Annotated in this window: 15 protein-coding genes; 5 read left to right on the forward strand and 10 right to left on the reverse strand. The window is 72.0% G+C overall.

Going from position 1 to position 18,437, the window contains the following annotated elements:
* Positions 1–45: 45 nt before the first annotated feature.
* The gene (locus tag IM778_RS10700) at positions 46–438 is read right to left on the reverse strand and encodes a LysM peptidoglycan-binding domain-containing protein (protein ID WP_194408883.1); all 393 of its coding nucleotides are present in this window, start codon (positions 436–438) and stop codon (positions 46–48) included.
* 263 nt (positions 439–701) lie between these two features.
* Between IM778_RS10700 and lexA the strand changes: the two genes are divergently transcribed.
* Positions 702–1,382 carry a transcriptional repressor LexA gene (gene lexA, locus IM778_RS10705; protein ID WP_194408884.1) on the forward strand — a complete coding sequence of 227 codons (681 nt, stop codon included), beginning with the start codon at positions 702–704 and terminating at the stop codon, positions 1,380–1,382.
* A 57-nt stretch (positions 1,383–1,439) separates the two neighbouring features.
* The gene (locus IM778_RS10710; protein WP_194408885.1) at positions 1,440–2,939 is read left to right on the forward strand and encodes a hypothetical protein; all 1,500 of its coding nucleotides are present in this window, start codon (positions 1,440–1,442) and stop codon (positions 2,937–2,939) included.
* Positions 2,940–2,942: 3 nt separating this feature from the next.
* On the opposite strand, the gene metE is transcribed toward IM778_RS10710, so the two are convergent.
* Entirely contained in the window at positions 2,943–5,279 is a 2,337-nt protein-coding gene (gene metE, locus IM778_RS10715; protein WP_194408886.1) for a 5-methyltetrahydropteroyltriglutamate--homocysteine S-methyltransferase, read from the reverse strand.
* Positions 5,276–6,238 carry a methylenetetrahydrofolate reductase gene (locus IM778_RS10720; RefSeq protein WP_194408887.1) on the reverse strand — a complete coding sequence of 321 codons (963 nt, stop codon included), beginning with the start codon at positions 6,236–6,238 and terminating at the stop codon, positions 5,276–5,278. The genes metE and IM778_RS10720 overlap by 4 nt, the downstream gene beginning before the upstream one ends.
* A 229-nt stretch (positions 6,239–6,467) precedes the next feature.
* On the opposite strand from IM778_RS10720, the gene IM778_RS10725 reads away from it, so the two are divergent.
* Positions 6,468–8,405 (forward strand): S9 family peptidase, encoded by a 1,938-nt coding sequence (locus IM778_RS10725; RefSeq protein ID WP_194408888.1) that lies wholly within the window; start codon positions 6,468–6,470, stop codon positions 8,403–8,405.
* 87 nt (positions 8,406–8,492) lie between these two features.
* On the opposite strand, the gene hflX is transcribed toward IM778_RS10725, so the two are convergent.
* Positions 8,493–10,019, reverse strand: coding sequence for a GTPase HflX (gene hflX / locus IM778_RS10730; protein WP_194408889.1), 1,527 nt, complete (start codon positions 10,017–10,019; stop codon positions 8,493–8,495).
* A 148-nt stretch (positions 10,020–10,167) separates the two neighbouring features.
* Between hflX and IM778_RS10735 the strand changes: the two genes are divergently transcribed.
* The gene (locus tag IM778_RS10735; RefSeq protein WP_194408890.1) at positions 10,168–10,815 is read left to right on the forward strand and encodes a class I SAM-dependent methyltransferase; all 648 of its coding nucleotides are present in this window, start codon (positions 10,168–10,170) and stop codon (positions 10,813–10,815) included.
* Positions 10,816–10,857: 42 nt separating this feature from the next.
* Here the strand turns inward: IM778_RS10735 and dapF are convergent, their stop codons facing one another.
* Positions 10,858–11,730 carry a diaminopimelate epimerase gene (dapF, locus tag IM778_RS10740; RefSeq protein ID WP_194408891.1) on the reverse strand — a complete coding sequence of 291 codons (873 nt, stop codon included), beginning with the start codon at positions 11,728–11,730 and terminating at the stop codon, positions 10,858–10,860.
* A 104-nt stretch (positions 11,731–11,834) separates the two neighbouring features.
* Here dapF and qcrB point away from each other — a divergent pair, with 104 nt between their 5' ends.
* Positions 11,835–13,499 carry a cytochrome bc1 complex cytochrome b subunit gene (gene qcrB, locus IM778_RS10745; RefSeq protein ID WP_228484505.1) on the forward strand — a complete coding sequence of 555 codons (1,665 nt, stop codon included), beginning with the start codon at positions 11,835–11,837 and terminating at the stop codon, positions 13,497–13,499.
* Here the strand turns inward: qcrB and IM778_RS10750 are convergent.
* The 5 genes from IM778_RS10750 to recA form a co-directional block, all read right to left on the reverse strand.
* Positions 13,486–13,908: a GNAT family acetyltransferase gene (locus IM778_RS10750; RefSeq protein WP_194408892.1), complete on the reverse strand. Its 423-nt coding sequence runs from the start codon at positions 13,906–13,908 to the stop codon at positions 13,486–13,488. The two genes, qcrB and IM778_RS10750, sit on opposite strands and share 14 nt — an antisense overlap.
* A complete protein-coding gene (miaA, locus tag IM778_RS10755) occupies positions 13,905–14,867 on the reverse strand; it encodes a tRNA (adenosine(37)-N6)-dimethylallyltransferase MiaA (protein ID WP_194408893.1) in 963 nt (320 codons plus the stop codon). The genes IM778_RS10750 and miaA overlap by 4 nt, the downstream gene beginning before the upstream one ends.
* 67 nt (positions 14,868–14,934) lie before the next feature.
* The gene (gene miaB / locus IM778_RS10760) at positions 14,935–16,482 is read right to left on the reverse strand and encodes a tRNA (N6-isopentenyl adenosine(37)-C2)-methylthiotransferase MiaB (protein WP_194408894.1); all 1,548 of its coding nucleotides are present in this window, start codon (positions 16,480–16,482) and stop codon (positions 14,935–14,937) included.
* Positions 16,483–16,544: 62 nt separating this feature from the next.
* Positions 16,545–17,261 (reverse strand): regulatory protein RecX, encoded by a 717-nt coding sequence (locus IM778_RS10765; RefSeq protein ID WP_194408895.1) that lies wholly within the window; start codon positions 17,259–17,261, stop codon positions 16,545–16,547.
* A gap of 105 nt (positions 17,262–17,366) precedes the next feature.
* Entirely contained in the window at positions 17,367–18,419 is a 1,053-nt protein-coding gene (gene recA, locus IM778_RS10770; RefSeq protein ID WP_194408896.1) for a recombinase RecA, read from the reverse strand.
* Positions 18,420–18,437: the final 18 nt, after the last annotated feature.

Consider the following 18,437-nt stretch of genomic DNA (forward strand, 5'->3'; position numbering starts at 1 on the left):
ACGGGCGCCGCACCGACCACCGGCGACCCGTGACGTCGCGCGACGTCACGGCGTCGGCTCGTACTCCGACGGGATCGACAGGCGCTGCCCCGCCCACACCACCGCGCTGTCGAGCGCGTTGAGCCGCACCAGCCGGTCGACGACGTCGCGCGGGTCGTGCGACGGCGCGACCTCCTCGGCGATCGACCACAGCGAGTCGCCGGGCGCCACGGTGATCGTGGAGAAAGTGCCCGCCGGCGCCCCCTCGTCGCGCGACGCGAGCGCCGCGCCGCCGCCGATGATCGCGAACGCGAGGGCGATGATCGCCGGCAGAGCGGCGGCCAGCGCGAGGACGCGACGCCCGCGCACGGTCAGGCGCAGACGCGTCGCCCGGATGGCGACGGCCCGCGTGGCATCGGCGGGCGAGGGAACGGTCGTGGTGACGCCGATCGCGGTCATGCTGTCCTCCTCTGGGGGCGGGAGATTCGCACTCCCCGCTCGGCCGGGAGCGGGGAGGTGCGAACCTCTTTTCCGAAGCTATCTTCGAGTCTGTAGGATGTCAATACCGGAATCCGGATCGCGACTCTCGAACGCGACACGCGGCGAGGTTGTTCCCCTCGCGGGTCACAGGCGGATACGGTTTCGATACGAGAACCCCACCACGGGCCTCCGACATTCGAAGAAACCGCGCTCCACCGACGGGCGCGAGACGGGAGCCGGACATGAGCGACGCGGCCGGGCGCGAGAAGCCCCAGACACGACGGCGCAAGAGCCTGAGCGACAAGCAGCTCGCGATCCTCGAAGTGATCCAGCGCTCGATCGCCCGTCACGGCTATCCGCCGAGCATGCGCGAGATCGGCGACGCCGTCGGCCTCAAGTCGCTCTCGAGCGTGACGCACCAGCTGAATCAGCTGGAGCTGAGCGGATATCTGCGCCGCGACGCGGGGAAGACGCGCGCCATGGAGGTGCTGATCGATCTGCCCGGCACCGCCACCGAGAGCCCGGCCGACAGCGCGCCGTCGGTCGGCGACGCCGCTCTCGTGCCTCTCGTGGGCCGCATCGCCGCCGGCGTGCCCATCACGGCCGATCAGCAGATCGAAGAGATCTTCCCGCTCCCCCGGCAGCTGGTCGGCAAGGGCGACCTCTTCATGCTGCGCGTGTCGGGCGACTCGATGATCGACGCTGCGATCTGCGACGGCGACTGGGTCGTGGTCAGGTCGCAGGCCACGGCCGACAACGGCGAGATCGTGGCGGCCATGCTCGACGGCGAAGCGACCGTCAAGACGTTCCGCCAGCGCGACGGCCACACCTGGCTGCTCCCGCGCAACTCCGCCTTCGAGCCGATCCTCGGCGACGACGCGGTCGTGCTCGGCAAGGTCGTCGCCGTGCTCCGGGCGGTCTGACGGATTTCATCCGATGCGCGTGTAGCCGTGTGAGCGGCACCACGATATAAGGGTGAGATGACCACCGCAGCGCCCGACGCCGACTCCCCCGACCTCTACGCCCGCTTGGCCGAGCTCGAGGCGGAGAACGCCCGCCTCCGCACCGAGGCGCCCCCGGCCGCGGACACCGCTCGCGGTCCCCGCGGCTCGCGCTGGCGGGCGTTCCTGTCGGCGCTGTGCATCGTCATCGCGACGATCCTCGTCCCGCTGGCCGTCGTCACCGCGTGGGCGCGGCTGGAACTCGTCGACGAGGCGGCCTTCGTCTCCACGCTCGCGCCGCTCGCCGACGATCCGGCCGTGCAGCAGATGCTCATCGACGAGACGGTCGAGGCCGTCGAGGCCCAGGTCGACTTCGACGCGCTCACCGCCGACGTCTTCGACGGGATCGCCCAGCTCGGCCTGCCGCCTCGCGCGACCGACGCCCTGCGGCTGCTGGAGGCGCCGGCCGCGGAGGGCCTCAGCAACCTCCTCACCCAGACCGTGACGAGGGTCGTGGAATCCGACGCGTTCGCCGACACCTGGACGACCACCACGCGTGCCGCGCACCGGGTGCTGACGGCCGCCGCGACCTCGGACGGCGGCGGCGTGGTGGTGCTCACCGACGACGGTCTCGGCATCCAGCTGGGCACGATCGTCGACGGCGTCAAGCAGAACCTCCTCGACCGCGGCGTCGGGATCGCGCAGCTGATCCCGGCCGTCGACCGCGTCGTCATCATCGGCACCGGCGAGACCCTGGTCACGGTGCGGACCGTTTACGCGCTCGCCACCACCCTGGGCTGGTGGCTCCCGGTCATCGCCATCGCCCTGTTCGTCATCGGCATCCTCATCGCCCGGCGCCGCAGCACGGCGGTCCTCGGGACCGGCATCGGTTTCGTGGTGGGCGGCGGCGCCCTCGCCCTGGCGTTCGCGATCGGCTACCCGGTCGTCGGCCAGGCCGCCGTGCAGCTCGGCCTGTCTTCGGCGGCGCTCGGCGTCGTGTACGAGAGCCTCGTCGGGGCGATGCAGCAGACCGCGGCGATCGTGGCGCTCCTGGGAGCGGTGATCGCGGTCCTCGGCTGGTTCGCCGGGCGATGGTCTCCGGCCGTCCGGACGCGCGGCGCCGTGGGCTCGATGAACGCCTCGTTGCGCGCGCGGCTGGCGGACCACGGCTTCACGACCGGCCGCTTCGGAGCGTGGCTCGCACGGTACCGCATCGCCGTCCGCACGATCGTCGTGGCACTCGCCGTCATCTGGCTCTTCGCACTCCGGCCGCTGTCGGCGGGCGACGTCCTTCTCGTCGTCATCGTCGCGCTCGTGGTCACCTGGATCCTCGAGATCCTGCAGCGACGTGACTCGGCGACGGATGCCGAAGACGACGTCGCGGACGAGGTCGTCGTCCTCTCCGCCCCCACCGAGGAGCCCGCCCCCACCGAGGAGCCGGTCGACACCGAGGAGCCGGTCCCCTCCGCGGAGCCGGCCGAGGCCGGGACGGCGGAGCCGGCATCCGTCGGCACGAAGCGCAAGCCGCGCGTCCGCTGAGGGCTACACCGGCGCCGCGACCGACTCCCGCGCCGAGCGCGTGGCCTCGATGATGTTGCGCAGCGAGGCGACCGTCTCGTCGTATCCGCGGGTCTTGAGGCCGCAGTCCGGGTTCACCCACACCTGCCTGAGGGGCAGCTCGGCGACGGTGCGGTCGAGCAGCTCGGCCACCTCGCCCACCGACGGCACGCGCGGCGAATGGATGTCGTACACGCCGGGCCCGATGCCGTGCGCGAAGCCGGAGTGCGCGATGTCGCCGATCACCTCGCCCCGGCTGCGGGCGGCCTCGATCGACGTCACATCGGCGTCGAGGGCCGCGATCGCGTCGATCACGACGTCGAACTCCGAGTAGCAGAGGTGCGTGTGCACCTGGGTGGCCGCCGCCGCTCCCGCCGTCGCGAGACGGAACGAGGCCACCGACCAGTCGAGGTAGGCGGGCTGGTCGGCCGTCTTGAGCGGAAGGAGCTCGCGCAGCGCCGGCTCATCCACCTGGATGATGCCGATTCCGGCCGCCTCGAGATCGGCGATCTCATCGCGCAGGGCGAGCGCGACCTGGTCGGCGGTCTCGGCGAGGGGCTGGTCGTCGCGCACGAACGACCACGCCAGGATCGTCACCGGACCGGTGAGCATGCCCTTCATCGGCTTGTCGGTGAGCGACTGCGCGTAGGTCGACCACGCGACGGTGATCGGCGCCGGCCGCGACACGTCTCCCCACAGGATCGACGGGCGCGTCGCCCGGGACCCGTACGACTGCACCCAGCCGTTGCGCGTCACCGCGAAACCGTCGAGGTGCTCCGCGAAGTACTGCACCATGTCGTTGCGCTCGGCTTCGCCGTGCACGAGCACGTCGAGTCCGACCTCCTCCTGCAGCGCGACGACGCGCGCGATCTCGTCGCGCAGGAACCGCTCGTACTCCTCGCGCGTGAGCTCGCCCGCGGCGTGCCGGGCGCGGGCGCGGCGGATGTCGCCGGTCTGCGGGAACGAGCCGATCGTCGTCGTCGGGAGCACCGGCAGGTCGAGAGCCGCCTGCTGGGCCTCCACTCGCGCGGCGTACTCACCGCGCGAGTAGTCGGCGGCGGCGAGCCGCGCCGCGCGGCTGCGCACCGCCCCGTCGCGCACGCCCGGCGCGCTCCGCCGGTCGGCGAGGGCGGCGGATGCCTCTGCCAGCGCGTCGCCGATGGCCTCGCGTCCTGCCACCAGGCCGGTGGCCAGCGTGACGACCTGCTCGACCTTCTGGTCGGCGAACGCGAGCCATGACGCCAGGCGCGGCGCGAGGCCGGGTTCGTCACGGACGTCGTGCGGCACGTGCTGGAGCGACGTCGAGGTCCCGGCGCTCACGTGTGCGGCGTCGAGGGAGCCGAGCGACTCCAGACGTTCCCACGCCGCCTCGAGGTCGCCACGCCAGATGTTGCGACCGTCGATCACCCCGCCGACGACCGTCTTCGCCTCGAGGCCCGGGGCCGCGGCCGGGACGGACCCCCGCACCAGGTCGATCGCGAGCGCCTCGATCGGCGCGGCGGCGAGAGCCGTCCAGGCCTCGGCCGACAGCTGCGCGTATCCCGCGGCGACGAGGATCGCGGGCCGGTCGGCCGCCTCCCCGAGCCGCTCGTAGGCGCGCGCCGCGGCATCCGCCAGCTCCTGCGTCGTGGCCGGCAGGCTCTCGCTCACCAGAGCCGGCTCGTCCAGCTGCACCCACTCGGCACCCGCGGCGCGCAGGCTCGCCAGCAGCTCGGCGTACACCGGGAGGAGGTCGTCGAGCCGGTCCAGCGGCGCGAAGCCCTCGGGAGCCCCGGGCGTCGCCTTCGCCAGCGCGAGCAGCGTCACCGGGCCCACGATCACGGGGCGCACCGTGAAGCCGTCGGCCGCCGCCTCGGCCACCTGTCGCGCGAATCGGTCGCTCGACAGCGCGAACCCGGTGTCGGGACCGATCTCGGGCACGAGGTAGTGGTAGTTGGTGTCGAACCACTTGGTCATCTCGAGCGGGGCGTCCTCGCCCGCGCCGCGAGCGGCGGTGAAGTACGCGGCCAGGCCGACCGTGCCGTCCGCGTCCTTCAGCGCGGCGAACCGCTGCGGGAGGGCTCCGACGGTGACCGCAGCGTCCAGCACCTGGTCGTAGTACGAGAAGGTCTCGGGAATCGAGGAGTCGCCGCGGCCGAGGCCGAGCGCCGCGAGCCGGTCGCGCGTCCGGCGGCGCAGGTCGGCCGCGATGCGCTCGAGCGCCGCCTCGTCGAGCTCGCCGGCCCAGTGCGCCTCGACGGCTCGCTTGAGCTCGCGGCGGCCTCCGATGCGCGGGTATCCGAGGATCGTGCCGTGCGGGAACGGGGTGCGGGGATGAGTCATCGGCGGGTCTCCTTGTGAGGGTCGTGCGAGGTGAGGATCCCGGCGTCGCGCAGGACGGCGAGCACGGTGTCGTGGCTGTTGAAGGCGTAGAGGTGGATGCCGGGCGCACCGCCGTCGAGGACGCTGCGGGCGAGCTGGACCGCATGGGCGATGCCGACATCGCGCTGGCCCTCGGGCGTCGGTTCGATCTCGAGGGCGATCGACAGATCGACGGGCAGCTGCTCGCCGGTGAGCTCCACCACGCGACGAAGACGCGCGGGCGAGGTGACGGGCATGATGCCGGGCAGGATCGGGATGGTCACGCCCGCGGCTCGGGCGCGCGCGACGAACCCGAGGTAGTCCTCGGCATGGAAGAACAGCTGAGTGATCGCGAGCGTGGCCCCGGCGGCCTGTTTGGCCAGCAGCGCGTCGATGTGCTCGGCGGGGTGCCGCGAGCGCGGATGGCCGTTGGGGAACGCCGCCACGGCGATGTCGACCTTCGTGCGCCGCTCGACGCGCACCGCGCCGGGGATCCCGGGGAACGGCGCCTCGGTGTACGGCGCGCGCTCGGCCTGCACCCGGTCGATCAGCTGCACCAGCTGCGCCGCGCTCTCGAGATCGCCGAGGAACGCGTCGTCCTCGCCGGCGCCCGCCGGCGGGTCGCCGCGCAGCGCGAGGAAGCTCGTGATCCCGGCATCCAGGAACTCCCTGATGAGGGCGTTGGCTCCCGCGTAGGTGCTGCCGACGCACGTCAGGTGCGCAAGCGGCTCCACATGGGTCTCGCGGAGGATGTGGGTGAGCAGTTCGAGCGACCGCCCGCCGGTGGAGCCGCCCGCGCCGTAGGTCACCGAGATGAACCGCGGATCCACGGCCGCGAGGTGGCGGATGGCCTCGTGCAGGGACGCGAAGCCGGCCTCGGACCGAGGCGGGTAGACCTCGAACGAGACGGGCACCGCAGGAGTGCTCAGGTCGATCGGCATGGCGTGCTTCTCGGATCGGGGGACGGGGTCATCGGGCCTGGCGGCCGCGGCACCTCTCCATCGCCGGTGTCCGGCGGAGGGTGTCATCGCGGGCGGGTGCCGGGCTCGGCTGTCGCTCCCTGCCCGGCTTCCGCTTTCGCGACGCGCCGGGCGACGATGCGTCCACGGTAGCCGAGCACGCCGGGCCGCCGCCTCCCTGTGACCAAGTGTTTCGCCGTAGCGTGGTGGCGTGACGACACCCGCAGTCCTCCCCTACGGAACCTGGCCATCGCCCCTCTCCGCCGCCGAGGTCTCGGCGGCGTCGCCGCGCCTGGACGGTGCGCGCTTCGTGGGCGCCGAGGTGTGGTGGGGAGAGTCGGTGCCCGAAGAGGCGGGGCGTTCCGCTGTGCGCCGGAGGACGGCATCCGGAGCCGTCGAAGACGTCCTCCCGGCGCCGTGGAGCGCGCGCTCACGGGTGCACGAGTACGGCGGCGGCTCGTGGGCCGCGACGGAGGACGGCGCGCTGCTGTTCGTCGAGAAGACCGACCAGCGGGTGTGGCGGCTCGACGCCGGAGCGGCGCCGCATCCGCTCACGGCCGACGAGGGCGATGTCCGGTACGGCGGGCTCACCCTGCAGGGCGGGCGGCTGCTGGCCGTGCGCGAGGCTCACGGGGCGCTCGGCGCGCCGCGCCGCGACATCGTGGAGGTCCCCCTCCACGGGTCGGCCGCACAGGATCCGTCACGCGTCGTGTCGCTCGTCGCGGAGAGCGACTTCGTGGCGCAGCCGGCGCTGTCGCCGGACGGGACGACCCTGGCCTGGATCGCGTGGGACCATCCCGACATGCCGTGGGACCGAGCCCAGCTGCGCGTCGGCCGCCTCGAGGGCAGCCGCGTCGCGGAGTGGCGGACGGTCGCCGGCGGCACCAGCTCGCCGCTGCAGCCGGTCTGGGCGGACGACGGCACGCTGGTGTACTCCGACGACCCGACCGGACGCTGGAACCTGTGGCGGCTCGGGCTCTCGCCCGACCTGCGGCCCGAGCTCCGGGAGCACCTCGCGCCCGCCGACGCCGATACCGGCGGCCCGCTGTGGGTGCTCGGACCCCGCTGGTTCGCGCTCCTCGGCGACGGCCGCATCCTCGCCGTGCGGACGAACGGCATCGACGAGCTCGTCCTCGTCGATCCCGACGGAAGCGTGCGTCCGGTGGCCGGCCCGGCCGTCACGCGCACGTCGATCGAGGACGTCCGCGGCACGCGCGTACTGCTCGAGAGCGCGGGCGCGCGCGGCGCGGGTCTCTGGGAGATCGACGTCGACCGCCCCGGCGACGCGCGCGTGGTCGCCGGAGCGTCCTCGCCGTGGGGCGACGAGTGGATGCCGCAGCCGCGGCCTGTGACCGTGCCCGGTGCGCACGGACCCGTGCACGCCTTCGACTACCCGCCGACGAACCCCGGGGCGACCGGACCCGACGACGAGCTTCCGCCGTACGTCGTGTTCGTGCACGGCGGCCCGACGGATCATGTCGGAGGCGCCGCCACCGGCAAGATCGCGTACTTCACGAGCCGCGGGATCGGCGTGCTCGACGTCAACTACGGCGGCTCGACCGGCTACGGACGCGCCTACCGCGAGCGCCTGCGCGGCCAGTGGGGCGTCGTCGACGTCGATGACGTGGTGGCGGCCGCACGCGGTCTCGCCGACATGGGGGCCGCCGATCCCCGGCGCCTCGCCGTCGCGGGCGGGTCGGCCGGGGGCTGGACGGTGCTGTGCGCCGTCACCCGCTCCGACACGTTCGCCGCCGGGATCAGCCGGTACGGCGTCGCCGACGTGCGGCGGCTGGCCGAAGACACGCACGATTTCGAAGCCGGCTACCTCGACGGCCTCGTGGGACCACTGCCCGCGGCCGAGCAGGTGTACCTCGACCGCTCCCCGCTGTCGCACCTCGACCGCCTGCGGACACCGCTGCTCCTCGAGCAGGGACTCGACGACCTCGTCGTGCCCCCCACCCAGTCCGAGGCGGTCCGGGATGCCCTCGCCGCACGCGAGGTGCGGCACGCCTATCTCGCGTTCGAGGGCGAAGGCCACGGGTTCCGCCGCGCCGAGACGGTCATCCGCGCCCTCGAGGCCGAGCTGTCATTCCTCGGCCAGGTGCTCGGATTCGACACGCCGGGCGTGCCGAAGGTCGAGCTGGACTGAGCGGTCACCGCGTTTCGTCTCGCTCCGCCCGTTCCACGAGCGATGCGCATCGGTCGTGGAGCGGGCGAGGACGAGCGAGACGAGACGTCAGACCGCGAACGGCGCGAGCCGCGCGGCGAGGTGCTCGCCGACGCGCGCATGGACGGCGGTGCCGCCCTCCTCGTGCCGCTGCGAGAGGATCATGCCCTGCTCGTGGATCGCCGACACCAGGTCGCCCCGGTCGTACGGCACGAGCGCACGCACTTCGACGGCGGGCAGCGGCAGCGCCTGCTCGATCGCCTCGCGGAGCTCGTCGATGCCCTCACCGGTGCGCGAGGAGGCGAACAGCGCCTTGGGCTCGAGCCCGCGCAGCACCATTCGCGTGTCGTCGTCGACGAGATCGGCCTTGTTGAACACGACCAGCTCGGGGATGTCGCGGGCGCCCACGTCGCCGATCACGTCGCGCACCGTCGCCAGCTGCGCCGCGGGGTCGGGGTGCGAACCGTCGACGACGTGCAGGATGACGTCGGCGTCGCCGACCTCCTCGAGCGTCGAGCGGAACGCCTCGACCAGCTGATGCGGCAGGTTGCGCACGAACCCGACGGTGTCGGTCAGCGTGTAGACCCGTCCGTCCGAGGTCTCGGAGCGGCGCACCGTGGCATCCAGCGTCGCGAACAGGGCGTTCTCGACGAGCACGCCCGCACTCGTGAGCCGGTTCAGCAGGCTCGACTTCCCGGCGTTCGTGTAGCCCGCGATCGCGACCGACGGCACCGTGTGCCGCTTACGCTCGGCGCGCTTGGCGTCGCGCGCCGGAGCGAAGTCGCGGATCTGCCGGCGCAGCTGCGCCATGCGCGTGCGGATGCGACGGCGATCGAGTTCGATCTTCGTCTCACCGGGACCGCGCGAGCCCATACCCGCGCCGCCCGCGCCCACCTGGCCACCGGCCTGGCGGCTCATGGACTCACCCCATCCGCGCAGTCGCGGCAGCAGGTACTCGAGCTGCGCGAGCTCGACCTGGGCCTTGCCTTCGCGGCTCTTGGCGTGCTGGCTGAAGATGTCGAGGATGACGGTGGTGCGGTCGATGACTTTGACCTTCACGACATCCTCGAGCGCGCGGCGCTGGCTGGACGCGAGCTCGGTGTCGGCGATCACCGTGTCGGCGCCGACCGCGGCGACGATGTCACGCAGCTCCTCGGCCTTGCCGCGTCCGACGTAGGTCGCCGGGTCGGGGTGAGGACGGCGCTGGAGCACGCCGTCGAGGACCACGGCACCGGCTGTCTCGGCCAGGGCCGCGAGCTCGCGCAGCGAGTTCTCGGCATCCTCCGTCTCGCCCTGCGCGTGCACGCCCACGAGCACGACGTTCTCGAGGCGCAGCTGCCGGTACTCGACCTCGGTGACGTCCTCGAGCTCGGTCGAGAGCCCGGGCACGCGGCGCAGCGCTGCGCGCTCTTCGCGATCCCACTGCTCGCCGTCGGAGTCGGTGCGCCCGATGGTGGTCTCATCCTGCAGCGCCTGCGCGGCGCCGAAGACGCGCACCCCCGAGCGCGCTTCGGCGCGCGCCAGCACGCGATCCACCGCGTCGACCTCGTCGACCGGCGTCTCGTCTGTGCTCCGGGGTGTCTGGATATCCGTCATGTGTTCCTTTCGGGATGCCTTTTCCAGCGTTCATCGGCCGGTTCGAGGCATCCGTGAATTCTAGTCCCGCCCACTGGGCCCGAGCTCGATGAACCGGTGACGCTGGGCTCTCCCACGCCGTCCGGCTCCTCCGCTAGGCTCGTCAGCCATGGGGAGCGACCACTACTTCAGTGCCTCGCCCGCCAGTCCCGAGAATCTGCGGCGCGTCCGCGTGACGCTGGCCGGACGCGACCTCGAGGTCACGACCGCCGGCGGCGTGTTCAGCCCGGACCACGTGGACTCGGGAACCGCGGTGCTGCTGTCGAACACTCCTCCCCCGCCGCCCAGCGGGAATCTCCTCGACCTGGGGTGCGGGTGGGGACCGATCGCACTCAGCCTCGCGCTGGACGCTCCGCACGCGACGGTGTGGGCCGTCGACGTCAATGAGCGGGCACTCGATCTGGTGAGGCGCAACGCCGAGGCGCTGGGACTCCATAACGTCAACGCGGCGCGGCCCGACGATGTTCCCCACGACATCGTCTTCCGAACGATCCGCTCGAATCCTCCGATCCGGGTGGGCAAGAACGAGCTGCACGGCCTGCTCGAGCGATGGATCCCGCGGCTCGACGACCGCTCGGACGCGTGGCTGGTCGTGCAGCGCAACCTGGGGTCCGACTCGCTGCAGCGGTGGCTCGCGGCGACCCTCGACCGCGGCTACAGCGTTCATCGGGCCGCGACGGCGCGCGGCTTCCGCGTGCTGAAGGTGCGCCGCCACGGATCGCCGCCGAGCGAACCGATCGAGCTGCCTGCACCCTGACCCTCCGCTCGGGCATCGGCGCCGCAGTGGCGTGTCCTGCCGTCAGGCCAGCGTGACCTCGCCGGAGTAGACGAGAGTCGCCGGACCCGACAGCAGCACATGATTCTCGCCGTCGACCTCCGGCATCCGGACCCCCAGCGTCCCGCCGGGGACATCGACGACCCAGTGGTCAGGAGCGGCCGGCCCCGCCCAGTGCCGCACCGCGATCGCCGCCGCCGCGACGCCCGTCCCGCAGCTGAGCGTCTCGCCCACCCCGCGCTCGAACACGCGCATGCGGATCGATCCGACGCCCTCGCGCACGAGCGGGTCGGCGGGCACCACGAACTCGATGTTGGCGCCGTGCGGGGGGACGGGGTGCATCTGCGGCTGCGCCGCCAGATCGAGGCCCTCGAGCTCGCGCTCGTCGGGAAGGGCGACGACGACATGAGGATTGCCGACGTCCACCCCGATGCCCGGGCGCGGGGCGCCGCCCCCGCGCGTGCGCACCAGGACGTCCGCGTCGTCCACGTGGAAGGGGCCGAGGTCGACCTCGAAGCCGCGGTCGCTGCGCGTGAGCGTCTTGACGCCCGCACGGGTGCCGATCGCCACGGGCCCGTCGTCCCACGTGGCCCAGCCGACCTCGATGAGGTAGCGCACGAAGACCCGCGTGCCGTTGCCGCACATCTCGGCCTTCGAGCCGTCGGCATTGCGGTAGTCCATGAACCACTCGGCACCGGATGCCGCAGCCGCCGCTCCCTCGTCGATCGCGCTGGAGCGGACCACGCGCAGGATCCCGTCGCCGCCGATCCCGAAGCGACGGTCGCACAGCACGGCGACCTGGTCGTCGGACAGATCCAGCTGCCCGTCCGGGTCGGGGACGATGACGAAGTCGTTCCCGGTGCCGTGGCCCTTGGTGAACGCGATGGTCTGCGGCATCGCACCAGTCTATGGTCGGCGCCGCGCCCCCTCGCCTGCTCGGAGACTGTCACATCTCGCCGTCGCACGGTGTCGAATGTGTGAGTCCATCAGAGGAGGCCGACATGCGCCGCATGGCGATCGAGACGGAGCAGAGGCAGCGGCAGGGCCGACGGACGTCGATGACCGACCGGCTCACCGAACGCCTGCACGGCACGACGATCTTCGGCCGGCGGATCGGCGACCTCTCGGCCGCGGTCCGTGGCCGGCGGGTGCCGACCCACTGGACGAACCTGTTCGGAGTCGTGACGGTCACGTGCCTCCTCGTCGTCACCGTGACGGGGTTCGTGCTGATGTTCTGGTACACGCCGTCGAGCGAGATGGCGACGTACACCGGCTCGCACGCGCCGCTGCACGGCGCCGAGGCGTCGAAGGCGTTCGCTTCGACGATGGGCATCACCTTCGACGTACCGGGGGGCCGGCTGATCCGTCAGGCGCACCACTGGGCGGCCCTGCTCCTGCCGGCCTCGATGGTGCTGCAGCTGGTCGTGACGTTCTTCACCGGGGCCTTCCGTCGGCCGCGGCGTGGCCCGTGGGTGCTGCTCGTGCTCGCGTTCCTCGCCGCACTAGCCGCCGGGTGGAGCGGATACGCCCTGCCCGACGACATGCTCTCGGGAACGGGACTGCGCATCGTGGAGGGCATCGTGCTCGGCATCCCGGTCGTCGGGACGTGGGTCGCGTCCGCGCTCTTCGGCGGCCCGTTCCCGGGGCGGATCATCGAGAACCTGTACCCGCTGCACGTCCTGGTGTTCCCCGGTGCGCTCATCGTGCTCCTCGCGCTGCGCGCGGTGGCGGCCTGGCGTCACGGACCCGCGCAGTTCCCCGGCCCCGGACGCACCGAGCAGAACGTCGTCGGAGTTCCGCTCGTCCCGAACGCGGCCGCACGGGCGGGCGGGCTGGGCGTCCTCGTGACCGGACTGCTCCTGCTCGTCTCGGCCACGGTGACCGTGAGCCCGATCTGGCTCTCCGGCCCTGGCGACCCCGGGAACGCCGGGGCCGGCAGCCAGCCCGACTGGTACACGGGATTCCTCGACGGCGCGCTGCGGCTGGTCCCGCCGGGCTGGGAGGTGGTGTGGCTGGACCGCACGTGGACCCTCGCGATCCTGGTGCCGCTGGCGGTGGTCGGACTGTTCTTCGCGGTGGTCGCGGCGTATCCGTTCCTCGAGGAGTGGGTGACCGGCGACTCCCGTGCGCACCACCTGCTCGATCGTCCGCGCAACGCGCCCACGCGCACGGGCATCGGGGTGGCCGGGCTCGTCTTCGCCGGGGTGCTGTGGGCGGCGGGCGGCGCGGACATCCTCGCGATGACGTTCTGGATCAGCATCGAGCACGTCATCACCGCCCTGCAGGTGGCGCTCGTCGCGGGCCCGATCGTCGGCTTCACCGCCGCGCGACGGATCTGCCTGGGGCTCCAGCGCAAGGACCGCGACCTGCTCGCCCACGGCGTCGAGACCGGCCGCGTCGTGCGTCTCGCCGGCGGCGAGTACGTCGAGGTGCATCAGCCCCTCGACGAGGCGGAGCGTGCTCGCATCGCCCTCCCGGAGGCCCTGGAGCCCCCGGGAACCGGTCCGGACCCGCTCGGCCGCCGCACCCTGACGCAGCGCGTGCGCCTGCGCCTGTGGGACTTCTACGTCGGCGGCCGCCTCGACGATGACGATGCGGCGCCCGTCCAGGGTGCGGAGCCGGTGGCACCGGCCGAGCAGCAGCCCGCGTCGCTCAGTCGGCGATGAGGCGCTTGCCGGTGGTCCACGTGTCGAAGGGCTCGTAGCCCAGCTCGCGGTAGAAACCCTGGGCCCCGTTGTTGTCGGGGCGCACCATGAGCTGCACCTTGGGGCATCCCATCGCCAGGAGCCGCTCCTCGGCCTCCTCGACGAGCCGCCTTCCGATGCCCTGCCCGCGCCGCTGCGGGTCGCTTGCGAGGTAGTACAGCCAGCCGCGGTGCCCGTCGTAGCCGGCCATCACCGATCCCACGACCTGGCCGTCGGCCACGGCCACCAGGAACAGCTCCGGCTGCACCGACAGCTTGCGACGGATGTCCTGGTAGGGATTGTTCCACGCGCGGGTGAGACCGGTCGCCTGCCAGAGCGACACGACGGCCTCGGTCTCGGCGATGTCGAAGGGGCGGATGTCGATCGTCATGCTGTCGAGTCTGCCAGGGATGCCGCGGCCGCCCCCGGCGCCACCCACTGCACCCCCTCGTACCGCTTGAACCACGACACCTGCCGGCGGGCGTAGCGGCGGGTCAGCGCCTTCGTCTCGGCGATCGCGTCCGCCTCGGTCATCTCGCCTGTGATCTGGGCGAGCGCCTGGGCATAGCCGATCGCTCGGCGCGCGGTGACCCCGCGCTCGAGCCCCCGCTCACGGAGTGCCGCGACCTCCGCGACGAGCCCGTCTCGCCACATCCCGTCGACCCGCTCATCGAGTCGGGCGACCAGCTCGTCGCGAGGCACCGACACGCCGATGACCGTCGTCGGCTCGTGCCACAGCACGGGTGCCTCCGGCAGCGCCGCGCCGTGCGTCCGCTCCCCCAGCTCGAGGACCTCGAGCGCCCGCACGATGCGGCGACCGTTGCGCGGGTCGATCCGCTCGGCGGTCGCCGGGTCCTGTGCACGCAGACGGGCGAAGAGGGCGCCCGGGCCGTCGGCGCCGAGCTCCGCCTCCAGGCGCGCCCGCACGGCCTCGTCGCGCGGCGGGAAGCGGAAGTCGTAGAGCACGCTCGACACGTACAGTCCCGAACCGCCGACGAGGACGGCATCCGCCCCCCGTGCGTGGATCTCGCGGATCGCGGTGCGCGCGGCATCCTGATACCAGGCGACGGCCGCGTCGTCGGTGACGTCGAGCACGTCGAAGAGGTGATGTCGGATGCCGCGACGCTCGCCCGACGGCAGCTTCGCGGTGCCGATATCCATTCCGCGGTACAGCTGCATCGCATCGGCGTTGACGATCTCGGTGGGTCGTCCGCGCGCGGCGATCGTCTCGGCGAGGTCCAGCGACAGCGCCGTCTTGCCGGTGCCGGTGGCACCGACGATCACCCAGAGGCGCGGGCCCGTACCGGACTCGCTCCGGTCGCCGGGCGCGCCGACCGAGACGGAACGCACGGACTCCTCTTCCGGCTCCGGCCGTCTCGTCTCGTCGCTGCGCTCGTCGCTCAACGACCGGCCGCTTTCACACGCCGGCGCGCAGCGTGGGCAGGCCGAGCGAGACCGCACGGGGCGCTCCAGCCTCGGCGGGCGCGGGGACCGCGCACGACTCTGCCTGCGACCTGTCCCACGCGTCGCCTGACCGCGTCCGGCGGATGCGCAGCGGCGCGCCGTCGGGCGCATCGGCGAGGAGGTGGAAGGGGGCCGCGTGCGTCACCACGACCGAGACCACATCGCCGGGGCGCGGAACGTCGGAGCCGGCGGGCACCTCGAAGTGCACGAGCCGATTGTCTTCGGCGCGTCCGGTCAGACGGTGGGTCTCGGCATCCTTCTTGCCTTCCCCCGTGGAGACGAGCACCTGGAGCTCGCGACCCAGTTGCCGCTGGTTCTCTTCGAGCGAGATGCGCTCCTGCAGGGCCACCAGACGCTCGTAGCGTTCCTGGACGACCGCCTTCGGCACCTGGTCGGGCATGGTGGCCGCCGGAGTGCCCTCGCGGATCGAGTACTGGAAGGTGAAGGCGCTGGCGAAACGGGCCTGTTCGACGACCCGCATGGTGTCTTCGAAGTCCTCATCGGTCTCACCGGGGAAGCCGACGATGATGTCGGTCGAGATGGCGGCGTTCGGGATCTTCGCGCGCACCCGGTCGAGGATGCCGAGGAACCGCTCGCTGCGGTACGAGCGGCGCATCGCCTTGAGGATGCGGTCGCTGCCCGACTGCAGCGGCATGTGCAGCTGCGGCATGACCGCGGGCGTCTCGGCCATCGCGTCGATCACGTCGTCGGTGAACGCGGCCGGGTGCGGGCTCGTGAAGCGGATGCGCTCGAGCCCCGGGATCTCGCCGGCGGCGCGCAGCAGCTTGCCGAACGCATGGCGGTCGCCGAACTCGACGCCGTACGAGTTCACGTTCTGACCGAGCAGCGTCACCTCCATGGCGCCGTCGTCGACGAGGAGGCGGATCTCGTTGAGGATGTCGCCGGGCCGGCGGTCCTTCTCTTTGCCGCGCAGGCTCGGCACGATGCAGAACGTGCAGGTGTTGTTGCAGCCGACCGAGATCGACACCCAGCCGCTGTAGATGCTGTCGCGCTTGGTGGGCAGCGTCGAAGGGAAGACCTCGAGCGACTCGAGGATCTCGAGCTCGGCATCGCCGTTGTGCCGCGCGCGCTCGAGCAGTCCCGGCAGCGAGCCCATGTTGTGCGTGCCGAAGACGACGTCGACCCACGGCGCCTTCTCGAGAACGGCCTGCTTGTCCATCTGCGCCAGGCAGCCGCCGACGGCGATCTGCATGCCCTCGCGCTTGTCTTTGCGCGACTTCAAGTGGCCGAGGGTGCCGTAGAGCTTGCCGGCGGCGTTGTCGCGCACCGCGCACGTGTTGATGACGACGACGTCCGCCTCTACGCCCGCCTCCGCACGGATGTAACCCGCGCTCTCGAGAGAGCCCGACAGGCGCTCGGAGTCGTGGACGTTCATCTGGCACCCGAACGTGCGCACCTCGTACGTGCGCGCGTGGCCGTCGGCGCCGATCGCGGCGGGCGACGACTCGATGAGAGTCGGGGAAGCGGAAGGAGAAGACATGATGGGCCATTCTACGAGCCGGGCCTGGCAGCACGGCCGTCGCTGTTCGGGGCGTCCCGGTGTCAGCGGAAGCGGACCCCTGACCCGGAACCCTGCTCGTCCAGTGCGCGCCGCGCGGCGTCGAGCGCGATCGACCCGCCATAGCCGCGACGCGCCAGCTGGCCGCTCAGACGCCGCACCGCGGTGTCGCGGTCGAGGTCGCGCATCGCGCGCGCCTTCGTGCGGGCGTACTCCAGCGCACGGTCGGCGTCGTCGTCGGGAAGCGCGGTGAGGGCGGCTTCGCCGACATCACGCGGCACCCCGCGCTTCGCGAGTGTCTGCGCGATGACGCGTCGACCTTGCCCCTTGCGGTCGACGGCCGCATGGACGATCTGCTCGGCAAGCGCGGCGTCGTCGAGGTACCCGCGGTCGAGGAACGCCTGCAGCACGTCCTCGGCCGCGTCGGCGTCGAGGCCCGGCTCGGCCAGGACGGCGCGGGCCTCTGCGACCGAGAGCGATCGCGTGCGCAGCTTCTTCAGCAGGCGCTTCTCCGCCTGCTCCCGGACGGCGTCGGCCGACTCGGATCCGAAGCCGTCGCCGGCGTCGAATCGCGGACTGCGACCAGGGCGGGCGCCGACCGCGTCGTCATCCGGGTCATCGGCCCATGTCGCATTCCACCCCACCTCGCCCATCGGTGCGGAGTCGGGAGGAACGCGCTGCTGTCCGGTGCTCTGGGCGCCGAACAGCGGGATCACGGGGGCGAGCGAGTCCTGCCGCTCGCCCCCGTCGCCGCTATCCACACCCCACCGCGGTTGTCGAGCTCCGTCGAGACACGGTTGTCGAGCTCCGTCGAGACACGGTTGTCGAGCTCCGTCGAGACACGGTTGTCGAGCTCCGTCGAGACATCAGGCGGGCCGGCGGGCCGCCAGCTCGTCGTTGACGGCTGCCTCTGCACCCTTGGGCACGCCGATGCCGAGCTTCGTCTTGATCTTCGACTCGATCTCGGCCGCGACATCCTCGTTCTTGATGAGGAAGTTGCGCGCGTTCTCTTTGCCCTGACCGAGCTGCTCGCCGTCGTAGGTGTACCACGCGCCCGACTTCTTGACGATGCCGTGCTCTACGCCGAAGTCGATGAGGCTGCCCTCGCGCGAGATGCCGACGCCGTACAGGATGTCGAACTCGGCCTGCTTGAACGGCGGAGCCATCTTGTTCTTCACGACCTTGACGCGCGTGCGGTTTCCGACGGCGTCGGAGCCGTCCTTCAGCGTCTCGATGCGCCGGATGTCGAGGCGCACCGATGCGTAGAACTTGAGCGCCTTGCCGCCCGCGGTGGTCTCGGGCGAGCCGAAGAACACGCCGATCTTCTCGCGCAGCTGGTTGATGAAGATCATCGTGGTGTTGGTCTGGTTGAGGCCACCGGTGAGCTTGCGCAGAGCCTGCGACATGAGGCGCGCCTGCAGACCCACGTGCGAGTCGCCCATCTCGCCCTCGATCTCGGCCTTCGGCACCAGCGCGGCGACCGAGTCGATGACGACGAGGTCGATGGCGCCGGAGCGCACGAGCATGTCGGCGATCTCGAGCGCCTGCTCCCCCGTGTCGGGCTGCGACACCAGGAGGGAGTCGATGTCGACGCCGAGCTTCTGCGCATAGTCGGGGTCGAGCGCGTGCTCCGCGTCGATGAACGCGGCGATGCCGCCGGCGCGCTGCACGTTCGCGATCGCGTGGAGGGTCAGCGTGGTCTTACCCGACGACTCAGGCCCGTAGATCTCGATGATGCGGCCGCGGGGCAGCCCGCCGATGCCGAGGGCGACGTCCAGCGCGATGGAGCCGGTGGGGACGACTTCGACCGGCGCACGCTCGTCGCTGCCCAGTCGCATGACCGAGCCCTTCCCGAACTGCCGGTCGATCTGGGCGAGGGCCGATTCGAGGGCCTTCTCGCGGTCAACTGCTGAGGGCATGGCGTGCTCCTTATGCTC

It is taken from the genome of Microbacterium cremeum (genome assembly GCF_015277855.1).
Lineage (GTDB): Bacteria > Actinomycetota > Actinomycetes > Actinomycetales > Microbacteriaceae > Microbacterium > Microbacterium cremeum.

Bases quoted from the DNA above. Each gene is read 5' to 3' on its own strand.
- IM778_RS10720 (WP_194408887.1), bottom strand. From the start codon at position 6,238: ATGCCGATCGACCTGAGCACTCCTGCGGTGCCCGTCTCGTTCGAGGTC.
- recA (WP_194408896.1), bottom strand. From the start codon at position 18,419: ATGCCCTCAGCAGTTGACCGCGAGAAGGCCCTCGAATCGGCCCTCGCC.
- miaB (WP_194408894.1), bottom strand. From the start codon at position 16,482: ATGTCTTCTCCTTCCGCTTCCCCGACTCTCATCGAGTCGTCGCCCGCC.
- hflX (WP_194408889.1), bottom strand. From the start codon at position 10,019: ATGACGGATATCCAGACACCCCGGAGCACAGACGAGACGCCGGTCGAC.
- IM778_RS10710 (WP_194408885.1), top strand. From the start codon at position 1,440: ATGACCACCGCAGCGCCCGACGCCGACTCCCCCGACCTCTACGCCCGC.
- IM778_RS10700 (WP_194408883.1), bottom strand. From the start codon at position 438: ATGACCGCGATCGGCGTCACCACGACCGTTCCCTCGCCCGCCGATGCC.
- metE (WP_194408886.1), bottom strand. From the start codon at position 5,279: ATGACTCATCCCCGCACCCCGTTCCCGCACGGCACGATCCTCGGATAC.
- IM778_RS10750 (WP_194408892.1), bottom strand. From the start codon at position 13,908: ATGACGATCGACATCCGCCCCTTCGACATCGCCGAGACCGAGGCCGTC.
- lexA (WP_194408884.1), top strand. From the start codon at position 702: ATGAGCGACGCGGCCGGGCGCGAGAAGCCCCAGACACGACGGCGCAAG.
- qcrB (WP_228484505.1), top strand. From the start codon at position 11,835: ATGCGCCGCATGGCGATCGAGACGGAGCAGAGGCAGCGGCAGGGCCGA.
- IM778_RS10735 (WP_194408890.1), top strand. From the start codon at position 10,168: ATGGGGAGCGACCACTACTTCAGTGCCTCGCCCGCCAGTCCCGAGAAT.
- dapF (WP_194408891.1), bottom strand. From the start codon at position 11,730: ATGCCGCAGACCATCGCGTTCACCAAGGGCCACGGCACCGGGAACGAC.